At 64.0% G+C, this 13,985-nt stretch carries 12 protein-coding genes and 2 tRNA genes; 8 read left to right on the top strand and 6 right to left on the bottom strand.

All coding sequences use genetic code 11. The features are described 5' to 3' along the window. Positions 1–2: 2 nt before the first annotated feature. The gene (gene choX, locus BSG08_RS08010; RefSeq protein ID WP_093034798.1) at positions 3–932 is read right to left on the bottom strand and encodes a choline ABC transporter substrate-binding protein; all 930 of its coding nucleotides are present in this window, start codon (positions 930–932) and stop codon (positions 3–5) included. Positions 933–1,045: 113 nt separating this feature from the next. Then, positions 1,046–2,602 carry an ABC transporter substrate-binding protein gene (locus BSG08_RS08005; RefSeq protein WP_093034795.1) on the bottom strand — a complete coding sequence of 519 codons (1,557 nt, stop codon included), beginning with the start codon at positions 2,600–2,602 and terminating at the stop codon, positions 1,046–1,048. A gap of 246 nt (positions 2,603–2,848) precedes the next feature. Between BSG08_RS08005 and betI the strand changes: the two genes are divergently transcribed. From betI to BSG08_RS07975, 6 genes are all read left to right on the top strand, one after another. Then, positions 2,849–3,436: a transcriptional regulator BetI gene (gene betI / locus BSG08_RS08000; protein WP_245770627.1), complete on the top strand. Its 588-nt coding sequence runs from the start codon at positions 2,849–2,851 to the stop codon at positions 3,434–3,436. Then, the gene (gene betC / locus BSG08_RS07995) at positions 3,433–4,941 is read left to right on the top strand and encodes a choline-sulfatase (RefSeq protein ID WP_093034790.1); all 1,509 of its coding nucleotides are present in this window, start codon (positions 3,433–3,435) and stop codon (positions 4,939–4,941) included. The genes betI and betC overlap by 4 nt, the downstream gene beginning before the upstream one ends. Continuing rightward, positions 4,941–6,599, top strand: coding sequence for a choline dehydrogenase (gene betA, locus BSG08_RS07990; protein ID WP_093034787.1), 1,659 nt, complete (start codon positions 4,941–4,943; stop codon positions 6,597–6,599). The genes betC and betA overlap by 1 nt, the downstream gene beginning before the upstream one ends. Before the next feature lie 54 nt (positions 6,600–6,653). After that, positions 6,654–7,325, top strand: a complete 672-nt coding sequence (locus tag BSG08_RS07985; RefSeq protein WP_093034784.1) for a thermonuclease family protein — start codon at positions 6,654–6,656, stop codon at positions 7,323–7,325. Positions 7,326–7,473: 148 nt separating this feature from the next. Further along, positions 7,474–7,549: transfer RNA gene (locus tag BSG08_RS07980), tRNA-Thr, on the top strand. A 76-nt stretch (positions 7,550–7,625) separates the two neighbouring features. Next, a complete protein-coding gene (locus tag BSG08_RS07975; RefSeq protein WP_093034782.1) occupies positions 7,626–8,150 on the top strand; it encodes a DUF2478 domain-containing protein in 525 nt (174 codons plus the stop codon). Between the two features lie 94 nt (positions 8,151–8,244). On the opposite strand, the gene ctaD is transcribed toward BSG08_RS07975, so the two are convergent. From ctaD to lipB, 3 genes are all read right to left on the bottom strand, one after another. Next, positions 8,245–9,918 carry a cytochrome c oxidase subunit I gene (ctaD, locus tag BSG08_RS07970; RefSeq protein WP_093034779.1) on the bottom strand — a complete coding sequence of 558 codons (1,674 nt, stop codon included), beginning with the start codon at positions 9,916–9,918 and terminating at the stop codon, positions 8,245–8,247. Between the two features lie 246 nt (positions 9,919–10,164). Next, positions 10,165–10,554, bottom strand: coding sequence for a c-type cytochrome (locus BSG08_RS07965; RefSeq protein ID WP_093034777.1), 390 nt, complete (start codon positions 10,552–10,554; stop codon positions 10,165–10,167). A 96-nt stretch (positions 10,555–10,650) separates the two neighbouring features. Next, the gene (gene lipB, locus BSG08_RS07960; RefSeq protein ID WP_093034774.1) at positions 10,651–11,331 is read right to left on the bottom strand and encodes a lipoyl(octanoyl) transferase LipB; all 681 of its coding nucleotides are present in this window, start codon (positions 11,329–11,331) and stop codon (positions 10,651–10,653) included. An 86-nt stretch (positions 11,332–11,417) separates the two neighbouring features. Here lipB and BSG08_RS07955 point away from each other — a divergent pair, with 86 nt between their 5' ends. Then, complete coding sequence (locus BSG08_RS07955; protein WP_093034771.1) at positions 11,418–12,743, top strand: peptidoglycan-binding domain-containing protein; 1,326 nt, start codon at positions 11,418–11,420, stop codon at positions 12,741–12,743. Between the two features lie 101 nt (positions 12,744–12,844). Next, a tRNA-Leu gene (locus BSG08_RS07950) sits at positions 12,845–12,931 on the top strand. 59 nt (positions 12,932–12,990) lie between these two features. Here BSG08_RS07950 and BSG08_RS07945 read toward each other — a convergent pair. Continuing rightward, positions 12,991–13,770, bottom strand: a complete 780-nt coding sequence (locus tag BSG08_RS07945) for a hypothetical protein (RefSeq protein ID WP_139274545.1) — start codon at positions 13,768–13,770, stop codon at positions 12,991–12,993. Between the last annotated feature and the right edge of the window lie 215 nt (positions 13,771–13,985).

Raw genomic sequence — 13,985 nt, 5'->3', positions numbered from 1 at the left:
GCTCAGAGCCCGAGTGCGGATGAAACCGCCGCCATCGCATCGCCGCCGTCCTTGGTGGTCACTCCGTCAAGCCAGGGGCCGAGCACGTCCGGATTGGCCTTTAGCCAGGCGGTCGCGGCGGCGTCGGGCTTGGCCCCGTCATTCAGGATCGCGCCCATGATCTCGTTTTCCATGGCCAGCGTGAATTCTAGGTTCTCCAACAACTTGCCCACGTTGGCGCATTCCGCGACATAGCCCGCGCGGGTGTTGGTATAGACCGTGGCCCCGCCGAGATCAGGACCGAACCAGTCGTCACCGCCGGTGAGATAGGTCATGTCGTGATTGGCGTTCATCGGGTGCGGTTCCCAGCCCAGGAACACGATGGGTTCCTCCCGCCGGTCGGCGCGGCTGACCTGCGCCAGCATGCCCTGTTCCGAGCTTTCCTTGACCTCGAATCCCTTGAGGCCAAAGGCGTCGGCCGCGATCATGTCGAGGATCAGGCGGTTGCCGTCATTGCCCGGCTCGATGCCGTAGATGGTGCTGTCGAGCGCCTCGGCATGTTGGGCGATGGTGTCAAAAGAGGTGATGCCGAGCGCGGCCCCGGCCGCATTGGTGGCGAGCGTGTATTTTGCCCCCTCCAGGTTGGCGCGCACGGTATCGACAGTGCCAGCCTCGCGGTAGGGCGCGATGTCGCCCTCCATCGTGGGCATCCAGTTGCCGAGGAACACGTCGATGTCCCCCGCAGCCAGCGAGGTATAGGTGACGGGAACCGAGAGAACCTTGATCTCGGTGTCATAGCCAAGCGCCTCCAGTACAACGGTGGTGGCGGCGGTGGTGGCGGTGATGTCGGTCCAGCCCACGTCCGAGAACGTGATGCTGTCGCAATTTGCCAGTGCCGGGCTCGCCGTGGCGGTGACAAGGGCAATCGTGGTGAGAGTGGTCTTGAATGTCATGGCAGATATCTCCCGGTGTCGGATCATATGGCGCGCGGTGTCAGCGGCCCGGTTTGGCCAGAGGTCCGGGGGCGATGCCCCCGGACCTCCGCGGTTGCGTCAGGCGGTCAGGTTCAGGCGAACCACCAGCGTTCGATCCAGCGCTGCCCGTCCACGTCCCAGTTCGACCCCATCACGTCGGAATGCGCGACCTTGGTCGAGTTGCCAAAGACATAGTTTGCGAACATCGGGATCATCACGCCGCCCTCGTCGCTGACCAGCGTCTGCATCTCGTAATACATCTCGCGGCGTTTGGCCTCGTCAAGCTCCGAGCGCGCCTTGATCATCAGCTCGTCAAAGCGTTCGTTGCACCAGAAACTGTCATTCCACGACGCGCCGCACTGATATGCGGTCGAGAACATCTGATCCTCGACCGAGCGGCCCGACCAGTAGACGGCGGAAAACGGTTTCTTCATCCAGACATCCGACCAGTAGCCGTCATTGGGTTCGCGCACCGGTTTGAGGGTGATACCGCATTTGGCAGCGGAGTTCTGGAACAGGACAGCCGCATCCACCGCGCCGACAAAGGCCGCGTCGGCGGCCGACAGAGACACTTCCAGGCTGTCGAGTCCCGCCTGCTTGAGGTGGAACTTTGCCTTGTCGGGATCATAGGCTTTCTGCTCCAGATCCTTGTTGTGGAAACGCTGCCCCTCGCCGATCGGGTGGTCGTTGCCGACCGAGCCGTAGCCGAACAGGATCTTGTCCACCAGTTCCTGCCGGTCGATGGCGTATTTCAGCGCCAGCCGGACATGGTTGTCGGTGAACGGATCGGTGGTGGTGTTCATCGCGAACGTATAGTGCTGCGTGCCCGCGACCGAATTGATCTGGATATCCGAACGGCGCGCCAGCATGCCCACTGTCTTGAGATCCAGCCGGTCCACGATGTCCACATCGCCCGAGACGAGCGCGGTGGTGCGGGCGTTCTGATCGACGATGGCCAGCACCTGCGCGCTGTCGAACCATGCCACGTCGTCGCGCCAGTGACCCGCGTGGCGCTCAACCGAGAAGGACACGCCAGGCTTGAATTCCTTGAGCACATAGCTGCCGCAACCGTCACCCGAGCGCCAGTCGATGCTGTCGCCCTCGGCCTTGCAGATCACCAGGTGATAGTCGCTGAGGATGAAGGGAAAGTCGGCATTGCCGCCATCGAGCGTAAAGACGACCGTGTCATTGCCTTCGGTCGCGATATCGGTGACAGAGGCCACGAGCGGCCCGGCCGCCGAGGTCGATCCCTCGCCACGGTGAAAGTTGATCGAATTCGCCACATCCTCGACCGTCACTTCCTTGCCCGAATGGAATGTCACGCCAGGCCTGATCTTGAACCGCCAGACCGAGGCGTCGTCAGAGGCCTCCCAGCTTTCGGCCAGTTCCGGTTTCAACGAGCCATCGGCGGCCACCTCGGTCAGGCGACCGTGAATGGCAAAGGACATCGAGGTGGTAAAGCTGTTTTCATAGGTGCCCGGGTTGAGCGTGTCGGTGGTCTGCCCATGCCCGATGGCGGCGCGCAGATGCCCGCCGCGGTTGGGCGCGGCAATCGCCCGGCCTGTCGGCAGGGTGGCGGCAAGGGCGGTGGCCGCCGTGGTCGCCATAAAGCCGCGGCGGTTGATGCGGCCCGAGTTGAGTAGTGTCATGATGGTCGTCTCCCTTTGGTTTATGTCCCAGACCTGCCTGTGCCCATGGTCACGGTTCTCGCGGCCCCCTGCCGCGCGGCGGTCGGTTTATACCTGCCAAGGCTAATATGACGTTGTGATGAAATACAACGCTATTCTGGCAGGGGGGGCGTCGGCTGATGTGTGCGGGTCCTCGTTATTATTGATTGACGAGTCAATTAAACACGATTAGGCCAGTCTGGCAACACATCTTTGAGAGGGGGCCGGATGCCGAAAACTGGAATGGAGCCGATCCGGCGCACGGCGCTCGTCGAGGCCACGATTTCCGAGATCGGCGCCCACGGCACGCTGGATGTGACGGTCGCGCAGATCGCCCGGCGCGCGGGCATGTCGAGCGCGCTCGCACATCACTATTTCGGCTCCAAGGAACAGATGTTCGTGGCCGCCATGCGGCATATCCTGACGCTCTACGGCGCCGAGGTGCGCGGCGCGCTGATCATGGCCAAGGGACCGCGCGAGCGGATCGAGGCGATCATCCGCGCCAGTTTCACGCCGGCGCAGTTCCGTCCCGAGATGGTGTCGGCCTGGCTCAATTTCTACGTGCAGGCCCAGCGCTCGGATGCGGCGCGGCGGCTCCTGCACATCTATCAGCGCAGGCTCCGGTCGAACCTGCATCATGCGTTCCGCCAGTTGGCCCCGGCGGAGGCACGCACGCTCACCCGCGGCCTCGCGGCGATGATCGACGGGTTATATATCCGTCAGGCGCTGCGCGAGGGACCGATGCAGCCCGCGCTCGCGGTCGATGTGCTGCTGCATTATCTCGACACAAGCCTACCCGAAAAGGAGGTGCAATGACCGCCCCGAACATCCTGATCTTCATGGTCGATCAGCTCAACGGCACATTCTTTCCCGATGGTCCCGCCGAATGGCTGCACGCGCCCAACCTCAAGAAACTCGCGGCGCGCTCGACCCGTTTCGCCAATGCCTATACGGCCTCGCCGCTCTGTGCGCCGGGGCGGGCCAGCTTCATGTCCGGCCTGCTGCCTTCGCGCAGTCGCGTCTATGACAATGCCGCCGAATTTGCCGCCGACATTCCCACCTATGCCCATCACCTGCGGCGCGCGGGCTATCAGACCTGCCTTTCGGGCAAGATGCATTTCGTCGGCCCCGATCAGCTGCATGGATTCGAGGAACGGCTGACCACCGATATCTACCCCGCCGATTTCGGCTGGACGCCGGACTATCGCAAACCCGGCGAACGGATCGACTGGTGGTATCACAACATGGGATCGGTGACCGGGGCGGGCGTGGCCGAGATTTCCAACCAGATGGAATACGACGACGAGGTAGCCTATCACGCGACCCGCAAGGTCTATGATCTGGCGCGCGGCGCGGACGCACGGCCCTGGTGCCTGACCGTCAGCTTTACCCACCCGCACGACCCCTATGTGGCACGCAGGAAATACTGGGATCTTTACGAGGATTGCGCGCATCTGCTGCCGGAAATCCCGGCCATGGCCTATGAGGATCACGATGCCCATGCAAAGCGCATCTTCGATGCGAACGACTGGCGTAATTACACGATCACCGAGGATCACATCCGCCGCGCCCGCCGCGCCTATTTCGCCAATATCTCCTATCTCGACGACAAGATCGGCGAGGTGATGGCGGCGCTCACTGCCACCCGTCAGGAGGCGGCGATTCTCTTTGTCTCGGATCACGGCGACATGCTGGGCGAGCGCGGCCTGTGGTACAAGATGTGCTTCTACGAGGGCTCTGCCCGCGTGCCGCTGATGATCTCGGCGCCGGGCATGACGCCGGGCCTCGTGACCGATCCGGTCAGCACCATCGACATCTGCCCGACGCTCTGCGATCTGGCGGGCGCGGACATGTCGGAAATCATGCCCTGGACCGAGGGTCAATCGCTCGTGCCGCAGGGGCAGGGGGTCGCACGCGATGCGCCGGTCGCGATGGAATACGCCGCCGAGGCCTCCTATGCGCCGCTCGTGTCGTTGCGCTATGGCAGGTGGAAATACAACCGCTGCGGGCTCGATCCCGATCAACTCTTCGATCTGGAAAACGACCCGCAAGAGCTAACCAATCTCGCGGACGACCCGGCCCATGCCGGCACCCTGGCGCAACTGCGCGCCAAATCCGAGGCACGCTGGGATCTTGACGTCTTTGATGCTGCCGTGCGCGAGAGCCAGGCCCGCCGCTGGGTGGTCTACGAGGCGCTGCGCCGGGGCGGTTATTACCCCTGGGATTATCAACCGCTGCAAAAGGCGTCCGAACGCTACATGCGCAACCACATGGACCTGAACGTGCTGGAAGAAAACAAGCGCTTTCCAAGGGGCGAATGATGGAAGCCGACTACATCATCGTCGGGGCAGGTAGTGCGGGCTGCGCCATGGCCTACAGGCTGGCCGAGGCGGGAAAATCCGTGCTCGTGATCGAGCACGGAGGTACGGACGCTGGCCCCTTCATCCAGATGCCCGGCGCGCTCAGCTATCCGATGAACATGAAACGCTATGACTGGGGCTACATGACCGAGCCAGAGCCGCATCTGGGCAATCGCCGCCTCGTGTGTCCACGCGGCAAGGTGATCGGCGGATCAAGCTCGATCAACGGCATGGTCTATGTGCGGGGGCATGCCCACGACTTCGACCACTGGCGCGATCAGGGCGCGGCGGGCTGGGGCTATGCGGATGTGCTGCCCTATTTCAAGCGGATGGAGAACTGGCACGACGGCGGGCACGGCGGCGATTCGGGCTGGCGGGGCACGGAGGGGCCGCTGCATGTGAGCCGAGGAAAACGCGACAACCCGCTGGTACGCGCCTTTGTCGAGGCGGGGGTGCAGGCGGGCTATCCCGAAACGCAGGATTACAACGGCCACCAACAGGAAGGTTTTGGTGCATTCGAGATGACGGTCTGGCGCGGGCAACGCTGGTCGGCGGCCAATGCCTATCTTCGCCCCGCCCTCAGGCGCGGGAATTGCGATCTGATCCGCGGTCTCGTGAGCCGGGTGGTGATTGAAGAGGGCCGCGCCGTGGGGGTCGAGATGATCCGAAAAGGTCAACTCGAGGTGGTGCGCGCCAATCGCGAGGTGATCCTTGCCGCCTCGTCGATCAACTCGCCCAAGCTGCTGATGCTGTCCGGCGTGGGGCCGGGCGCGCATCTCGCGGAGCACGGGATCGGGGTGATCGCCGACCGGCCCGACGTGGGCCGGAACCTTCAGGACCATCTGGAACTCTATATCCAGATGGCAGCCAGCCAGCCGGTCAGCCTCTACAAGTACTGGAACCTCATGGGCAAGGGCTGGGTCGGGCTGCAATGGCTCTTGTCCCGCACCGGCCCGGGGGCCAGCAATCAGTTTGAAAGCTGCGGCTTTATCCGGTCGCGGGCGGGGGTTGATTACCCGGATATCCAGTTCCATTTCCTGCCCATCGCAGTGCGCTACGACGGCAAGGCAGCGGCCGAAGGTCACGGGTTTCAGGCCCATGTCGGCCCGATGCGCAGCGAATCGCGTGGCGCGGTGACCCTGCGCAGCGCCGATCCCGGCGATGATCCGGTGATCCGCTTCAACTACATGAGCGCCGAGAGCGATTGGGTCGATTTCCGCCAGTGCATCCGCCTCACCCGCGAGATCTTTGCGCAGGAGGCGTTCGCGCCCTATATCCGGCACGAGATTCAGCCGGGGGCGGCGGTGCAGAGCGATGACGAACTTGACGATTTCATCCGCGCCCATGCCGAGAGCGCCTATCATCCCTGCGGCACCTGCCGGATGGGACGCGCAGACGATCCCCGCGCCGTGGTCGATCCCGAGGGGCGGGTGATCGGGGTAGAGCGGCTGCGCGTCGCCGACAGCAGCATTTTCCCGCGTATCACCAATGGCAATCTCAACGCGCCCTCGATCATGGTCGGCGAAAAGATCGCCGATCACGTGCTGGGCCGCGCCCCCATGCCGCCCGAGAATTCCGAACCCTGGCTGCATCCCGACTGGCAGCACGCGCAGCGTTAACTTTTCGTCAAGGCTTTGGCTTGATTTCACCCTTTTCGCTCCCGATAAGGGGGTATGTTAAGGATTTGTTCACTTGTCGTTCTGACATTTGGCACGGTTTCCCAAGCGGCGGCGCAGGGATTTTCCGGTCCGGTCCGGGTGATTGACGGCGATACGCTTGATGTGGGCGAGCGCCGCGTGCGCCTGCACGGGATCGACGCGCCGGAACTGGGTCAGATCTGCACCAACCCGGATGGCGCGCGCTGGGATTGCGGGACATGGGTGGCGCAACAGGTGCGTGCGCGGATCGGCGGCCGTCAGGCCCGATGCGAGGCGGTCGAGCAGGATCGCTATGGCCGCACCGTGGCGCGCTGCGCGGTGGCGGGGCAGGATATCGGGCGGATGCTGGTGGCCGAGGGGCTGGCGCTGGCCTATCGCAAATTCTCGATGGCCTATGATCTGGACGAAAAGGGCGCGGTCGTCGCCGGACGCGGTCTGCACGGCACACTGATGGCGCGACCCGAAGATCACCGCCGCAGCGTCCGTGAAGAGAACGCCGCCCCACAGCCCGCGCCGGAAGACGGTTGCGCGATAAAGGGCAATATCAGCGCGAAGGGCGCACGCATCTACCACATGCCCGGCCAGGAACATTACGACCGCACCGTGATCCGCTCCGACCAGGGCGAGCGCTGGTTCTGTTCACAGGCCGAAGCCCGTGCGGCGGGGTGGCGCAGGGCAAAACGCTGACTCCCGCGCCCCCGCGCCACGCCATGAAACCGGTCGGAGCGGCACGTTCAAACCGGCTTGCGTTCCCCCCGCCGTGCGTTTAAAGCGACGGCTGCGCGATCCGGTGCCGTGCCCCACGCACCGCACCCGCGCCAAAGACCAGAAGAACGCCGCTGTAGCTCAGCTGGTAGAGCACGTCATTCGTAATGATGGGGTCGGGGGTTCGAGTCCCTTCAGCGGCACCAGTCTTCACACTCTGCGGTCGTGGCGCGGGGGCTGCGTGCGGCCCATCCGGGCCGACCTGTCCAAGGATCATGCGCCATGCAGATTGCCTATGTTTCGGCCCCCGGGGCAGGTGCTGTCGACCGGCTGGTGCTGGGGATGGCGCGGCGGCTGACGGCGGCGGGTCTGCGCACCTGCGGCATCGTTCAGATCAACACGGAACGGTCGGGCGGCGCGGTCTGCGACATGGATGTGCATGTGCTGCCCGATGGTCCCGTGCTGCGGATTTCCCAGCGGCTCGGGTCCGGTGCGCGGGGCTGCCGGCTGGAGCCGGCGGCGCTGGAGGAGGCGGCCGGACTGGTTCTGGCGGGGCTGGCGCGGGGGGCTGACGTGCTCATCGTCAACAAGTTCGGCAAGCACGAGGCCGACGGGCGCGGGTTCCGGCCGGTGATCGCCGAGGCGCTGGCGCTGGATATCCCCGTGCTGGTCGGTGTGAGCGCATCCAACCGCGACGCCTTTCTGGCATTCGCAGGGGACATGGCGGTGGCGCTGCCCCCCGGGGATGACGCCTTGCCGGGCTGGTTGACGGGATGCCGCGGGGGCATGGGCGCTCCGACGGCCTGATCGCGGATCCGGCAAGGTCTTCACCCTTCGCGGGATCACGGCCAAAGGGCCCCGGATTGCTCCGGGGCCCTTGTCTGTCTGCCTCTGGCGCGGCTCAGTGGGCGTGCGCCTTGTCCCAGTCCGCACGCTTTGGAAGCGTCTCGAACGTATGCTCCGGCGGCGGCGAGGGCAGGGTCCATTCCAGCGTATCGGCATATTCGTTCCACGGGTTCGGCCGTGTCTCGCGGGCGCCGCGGAACAGCGCATAGATGACCACGCCAAAGAAGAACACGAAGGACGCGAAGGAGATGAAGGCCCCGACCGACGACCACCAGTTCCAGACCGCAAAGGCCTCGGGATAGTCGATGTAGCGGCGCGGCATGCCCTGACGGCCCAGGAAGTGCTGCGGGAAGAAGGTCAGGTTCGCCCCGATGAACATCGTCCAGAAATGCAGCTTGCCGGCCCATTCGGGCAGCATGCGGCCCGTCATCTTGGGGAAGTAGAAATAGATCCCCGCAAAGATGGCGAATACCGCGCCAAGGCTCATCACGTAGTGGAAATGCGCCACCACGTAATAGGTGTCGTGATAGGCGCGGTCCACCGCCGCCTGTGACAGAACGATACCCGTCACCCCGCCCACGGTGAAGAGGAAGAGAAAGCCGAAAGCCCAGAGCATCGGCGTGCGGAATTCGACCGAGCCGCCCCACATGGTGGCGATCCAGCTGAACACCTTGACGCCCGTCGGCACCGCGATGACCATCGTGGCAAGCATGAAATAGCTCTGCTGGGTCAGCGACATGCCCACCGTGTACATATGGTGCGCCCAGACGACAAAGCCCAGAACCCCGATCGCGATGAGCGCCCAGACCATCGGCAGGTAGCCAAAGATCGGCTTGCGCGCGAAGGTGGCGATCACGTGGCTGATGATGCCGAAACCGGGCAGGATGATGATATACACCTCCGGGTGGCCAAAGAACCACAGGATATGCTGATAGAGGATCGGGTCGCCGCCGCCGGAGGGATCAAAGAAGGTTGTCCCGAAATTGCGGTCGGTCAGCAGCATGGTGATCGCCCCCGCCAGAACCGGCAGTGCCAGCAGGATGAGCCATGCGGTGACAAAGATGGACCACGAGAACAGCGGCACCTTGAACAGCGTCATGCCCGGCGCGCGCATGTTCAGGAAGGTGGTGATCATGTTGATCGCGCCCAGGATCGACGAGGCACCGGAGACGTGAACGGCAAAGATCGCCAGATCCATCGACATGCCGCTCTCGGTCGTCGAGAGCGGCGGGTAGAGCACCCAGCCCACGCCCGAACCCGCCTGCCCGTTGCCGCCGGGCGCCAGAAGCGAGGCCACACCCAGCGCGGTGCCCGCCACATAGAGCCAGAACGACAGGTTGTTCATGCGCGGAAAGGCCATGTCCGGCGCGCCGATCTGCAGCGGCATGAAATAGTTGCCAAAGCCCCCGAAGAGTGCGGGAATCACGACAAAGAACATCATCAGCACGCCGTGATAGGTGATCATCACGTTCCACAGGTGGCCGTTGGGCGTGCAGTCGGCGACGTCCGAGGCGAAGAACCGGGCGCCTTCCATGCACATGTACTGAACGCCGGGTTCCATCAGTTCCATCCGCATGTAGACGGTGAACAGAACCGAAATCAGACCGACAACTGCCGAAGTGACCAGATAGAGGATACCGATATCCTTGTGGTTCGTGGACATGAACCACCGGGTGAAAAACCCGCGCTGATCGTCGTTCTCGTGGCCGTGAATGGCTGCATCTGCCATTGGGTGCCTCCTGCTGGTGTTTGTGCGGCGCGGCGAGATACCGTCTCACGCGCGCATGATCCCTTCGGGTTTTAGAATGTCTACAAGGGCGCGGCAATGCGCGAATGTGATGCAGTTCGAAGAATTTTGTCGCACCCTTTGGGGGGCTTGCGCGGCGGTCAGGACGAGGCGGCGTCGCCCCGCACCCGCCATGACAAGAGCCGCACGGCAGCAGCCGCACGGCTCCTGCGCTGCGATGCGGGCCGCTTACTCCGAGAAGGTCGCCAGATAGGCGGCCACATCCTCGGCGCCCTTGGCCAGCTTGAAGGTCATTTTCGACCGGCTGCCGAGAAAGGCGCTGGGATCCTTGACGTATTCGGCAAGGGTTGCCTCGTCCCAGACCTCGCCCGCCTCGGCCTTGGCGGCCAGTCCGTCGGAATAGTTGAAATCCTCGACGCCGCCCATGGTGCGGCCGATCACGCCATAGAGGTTGGGGCCGGTCTTGCCGCCCTTGACGATCGTCTCGGCGTCCGAAGCGATCATGTGGCAGGCCTTGCACTTGTTGAATTCCTTTTCGCCCTGGGCGGCGTCGCCTTCGGCCAATGCGGGCAGGGCGAGCGCGATGAGCGTGGCGGATGCGGCGAGAATGGTTTTCATGGCTACCTCTTTGTCAGGGTTGAATTCGTCCCCACGGAACAATAGCCCGACGATGCAGGCTTGCAACCTCGTTCTTGGCATTGGCGGGGGATTGCCTCAGTCAAAACTCTGCGAGAAGCACCGCCTGAGCGCCATATCAAGATCATCCATGCTGACCGGCAGGCCGAGATCGACAAGGCTGGTCACGCCGTGCTCTGTGATGCCGCAGGGCACGATGCCTGAAAAATGCGACAGATCCGGCTCCACATTGATCGAAATCCCGTGAAAACTGACCCATTTGCGCAGGCGGATGCCGATGGCGGCGATCTTGTCCTCCTGCTTCTGCCCCGTGGGGCCGGGCGGTTTGTCGTCGCGCGTGACCCAGACGCCGACACGACCCGGACGGATCTCTCCCTTCACGTTGAATTCGGCCAGCGTGGCGATCACCCATGCCTCAAGCTGGCGCACAAAACAGCGCACGTCGCGACCGCGCTTTCCGACGTCGAGCATCACATAGACCACACGCTGTCCCGGCCCGTGATAGGTATACTGCCCGCCGCGTTGCGAGACATGCACCGGAAAGCGGCCGGGATCGGTCAGATCCTCGGGCCGGGCAGAGGTTCCGGCGGTATAGAGCGGCGGGTGTTCCAGCAGCCAGATCGCCTCTGGCGCGTCGCCAGCGGCGATTCGCGCGACCCGTTCTTCCATGGTGGTCACGGCATCGGCATAGGGCACCAGACCGGCGGAGATATGCCATTCCATGCCGTTCTGATCGGTGGAGAGCGGGGTTTGCAGCATCACGAAGGGACTCTTTTGCGCGTCTGGCCGGAATTCTGTGCTAGGATAACCCGGATTGTGCTGCACCTGATTAAGGGAGATGTGAGATGTTTTCAAAGCGATTTGTGATGACCGCGCTGGCCGCGAGCGTTGCGGCGGTGCCGGGCACACGGGTAACGGCGGATCTGGCGGACGGGATCGTCGGCGGTCTGGTCGGCGGTGCCGTGAGCGGGATCATCGTGAACGAGAGCGCCAAGGCGCGCGAACGCAACCGCACGACCACCACGACAACCACGCGCACCTACCGCGCGCCGGTCGACTCGGTGACGCGCCAGCAGGTGCGCGAGGAACAGACCGCGCTCAACTACTTCGGCTTTCCGGCGGGCACGCCCGACGGGGTGCGCGGACGCAACACGCGCGACGCGACCGCGCAGTTCCAGGCGCATATGGGCTATCCGGTGAGCGGCTATCTCGCCGATTACGAACGCCAGTTCCTGATCAGTTCCTATTACCGCGCGCAGAGCGGCGGGGCGATCACCTCGCAGATCATCGCGGAACGCGGGCAGGGCACGCGCGGATTGCTGCATGCCTACAGGGACGAGGCCACGGGCGTGCGCCCCGCCTATGGGACGGGCCCGGCACCGGCGCCAGCCGCACCGTCGCCGGTGATGGCGGCGGTCCCGCAAGAGGCGCAGGTGCCGCAGGCGACCGATCTGGCTGCACTGCCCAACCTGCTGGGCGGCGGTGGCGACGGGCCGTCGCTCGCGTCGCATTGCAATCAGGTCAGCCTGGTCACCAGTTCGAACGGTGGCTTCGTGACCGAGGCCTCGATGACCGATCCGCGCTTTGCCCTCAACGAACAATTCTGCCTGGCGCGCACCTATGCGATCGCCGAGGGCGAGACGATGGCCTCGGGACTCAAGGGGGTCACCTCGGCCCAGATGGAAGAACAGTGCCGCGCCTTTGGCCCGGCGATGCGCGATCATGTCGCGGCATTGTCGCTCAACCCGAAAGACGAGGTGATCCAGCAGGTGCGCGGGTTCGTCCTGCAAACCGGACAGTCCCCGGCGCAACTTGCGGGCACGGCCAAGATATGCCTGTCGGTCGGCTATCGGATCGACAACATGAACGTGGCGCTGGGGTCGTCGCTCCTGCTCACTGCGCTGGGCGAGGAGGTCTATGGCGAGTTGATCGGCCATCACCTCAAGGAGGGGTTCGGCACGACGCGGCGGCCTGATCTGGCCCTGGCCTGGTATCAGGGCGCCGTCGAAGCCGTCGACAACGGGGCCGAGCCGGTCTTTGCCCCCGGCGATGCCGGACGGGTCGATCTGATCCGCAAGGCGGCGCTGCAAACCTCTGACGGGGCGTTGCAATCGAGTGGCGAGACGGTGCAACCCGCGTCGTCGGCCCTGCCCACGTTCAAGCTGGACTGAGCAGGCGTAAACACCTCGGCAAAATCCGAAGGGGCAGCGTGTTTTGCCCCTTCACAAGCCGCATGGCATTGCTTATACGGCGCGCACCTACCTGATCACGTGCGGTCGTGGCGGAATTGGTAGACGCGCAGCGTTGAGGTCGCTGTGGGGTAACACCCGTGGAGGTTCGAGTCCTCTCGACCGCACCATCATCAGGCAACGGCGCCCGGCGCCCCGGTTCCGGCATCCCTTGCATGAGCATCAGAGGTCAGCCCGGACGCCCCTCAGACTGCAGACACCCGCCTTGACCGCATCCGACAGACCGCAGGAGAACTGCGTTCTCGATCTTGGACAGGTTGCGCAGATGCACATCCCGTGACCGACCGCAAAACTCGCGCCTTGAGAGGCCGGAGCGCCGCCTGATCCCCGTTGCGGCACGCAGGTCGAAATAGGCCAGGCCCATCCGCTCCGCCGCCTGTCGCAGGGCCTTCGCGATCTCGCCGTTGATCCGGCCATGCAGGGCCAGCGTGACCCCGCTCTGATCAAGCCAGTCCGCAAGGTCGCGCTCGGCAATCCCCAGCGCAGGCGCCAGATTGTTGCGTATCATCGTCCGCAGCGATCCCGTGTTGCGCAGGGCGATCGTGTTTAGGCCCTTGATCAGGATCCGCCGGTCCCCGGCGATCTCCTGGCAGTGGCGCAGATAGCGCCGGATCGCGCGTTTCCTGGTGCGGATCGCATCCTCGATCCGTGATCCGTCGCGCAGCGCCTGATAGTAAACGCTCAGTTCCGCATCGACCTGTCCGAAGCCGAAACAGATCATGTCCGGATTCAGCCGTTCGATACATCGTGAAACCCTGGAGTAAGAGCATTCCGGGTCTGCCTTGGGACGAAACCCCGCAGCTGTGGCCCCGCGCAGGCTGAAGATGTGAGAGGGATCGAATCCCTCCACGATGGTCGGACAAACACGCCCGTAGCGAAAGATTGCTCCGGGCGGTTTCAGACCGATCAGCCGCGAATGGGAATCACCGACACAAAGAAGGCTGCTCAACTGTTCGCCCCGGCAAGGATCATACGATTGTCCGGGACGCTGCGAGCATCAAGGGGGGCTTGTCAACATCCCGCGTCGCGCGCGTCAGTTTCGCAGCACAGCAGCGCCGACCGGCATCTGCCCCACGCGGGCCGGCAGGTAACCGCGACAGCGCGGCCACCTGCCAGTAACATTGTACCTACTCAAAACAGTTTACTCTTGAATGACTTGCACAC

Source organism: Roseovarius azorensis (assembly GCF_900109455.1).
GTDB classification, from domain to species: Bacteria; Pseudomonadota; Alphaproteobacteria; order Rhodobacterales; family Rhodobacteraceae; genus Roseovarius; species Roseovarius azorensis.
This window is presented reverse-complemented; position numbering and strand designations above follow the sequence as displayed.

Bases quoted from the DNA above. Each gene is read 5' to 3' on its own strand.
- choX (WP_093034798.1), bottom strand. From the start codon at position 932: ATGACATTCAAGACCACTCTCACCACGATTGCCCTTGTCACCGCCACG.
- BSG08_RS08005 (WP_093034795.1), bottom strand. From the start codon at position 2,602: ATGACACTACTCAACTCGGGCCGCATCAACCGCCGCGGCTTTATGGCG.
- betI (WP_245770627.1), top strand. From the start codon at position 2,849: ATGCCGAAAACTGGAATGGAGCCGATCCGGCGCACGGCGCTCGTCGAG.
- betC (WP_093034790.1), top strand. From the start codon at position 3,433: ATGACCGCCCCGAACATCCTGATCTTCATGGTCGATCAGCTCAACGGC.
- betA (WP_093034787.1), top strand. From the start codon at position 4,941: ATGGAAGCCGACTACATCATCGTCGGGGCAGGTAGTGCGGGCTGCGCC.
- BSG08_RS07985 (WP_093034784.1), top strand. From the start codon at position 6,654: ATGTTAAGGATTTGTTCACTTGTCGTTCTGACATTTGGCACGGTTTCC.
- BSG08_RS07975 (WP_093034782.1), top strand. From the start codon at position 7,626: ATGCAGATTGCCTATGTTTCGGCCCCCGGGGCAGGTGCTGTCGACCGG.
- ctaD (WP_093034779.1), bottom strand. From the start codon at position 9,918: ATGGCAGATGCAGCCATTCACGGCCACGAGAACGACGATCAGCGCGGG.
- BSG08_RS07965 (WP_093034777.1), bottom strand. From the start codon at position 10,554: ATGAAAACCATTCTCGCCGCATCCGCCACGCTCATCGCGCTCGCCCTG.
- lipB (WP_093034774.1), bottom strand. From the start codon at position 11,331: ATGCTGCAAACCCCGCTCTCCACCGATCAGAACGGCATGGAATGGCAT.
- BSG08_RS07955 (WP_093034771.1), top strand. From the start codon at position 11,418: ATGTTTTCAAAGCGATTTGTGATGACCGCGCTGGCCGCGAGCGTTGCG.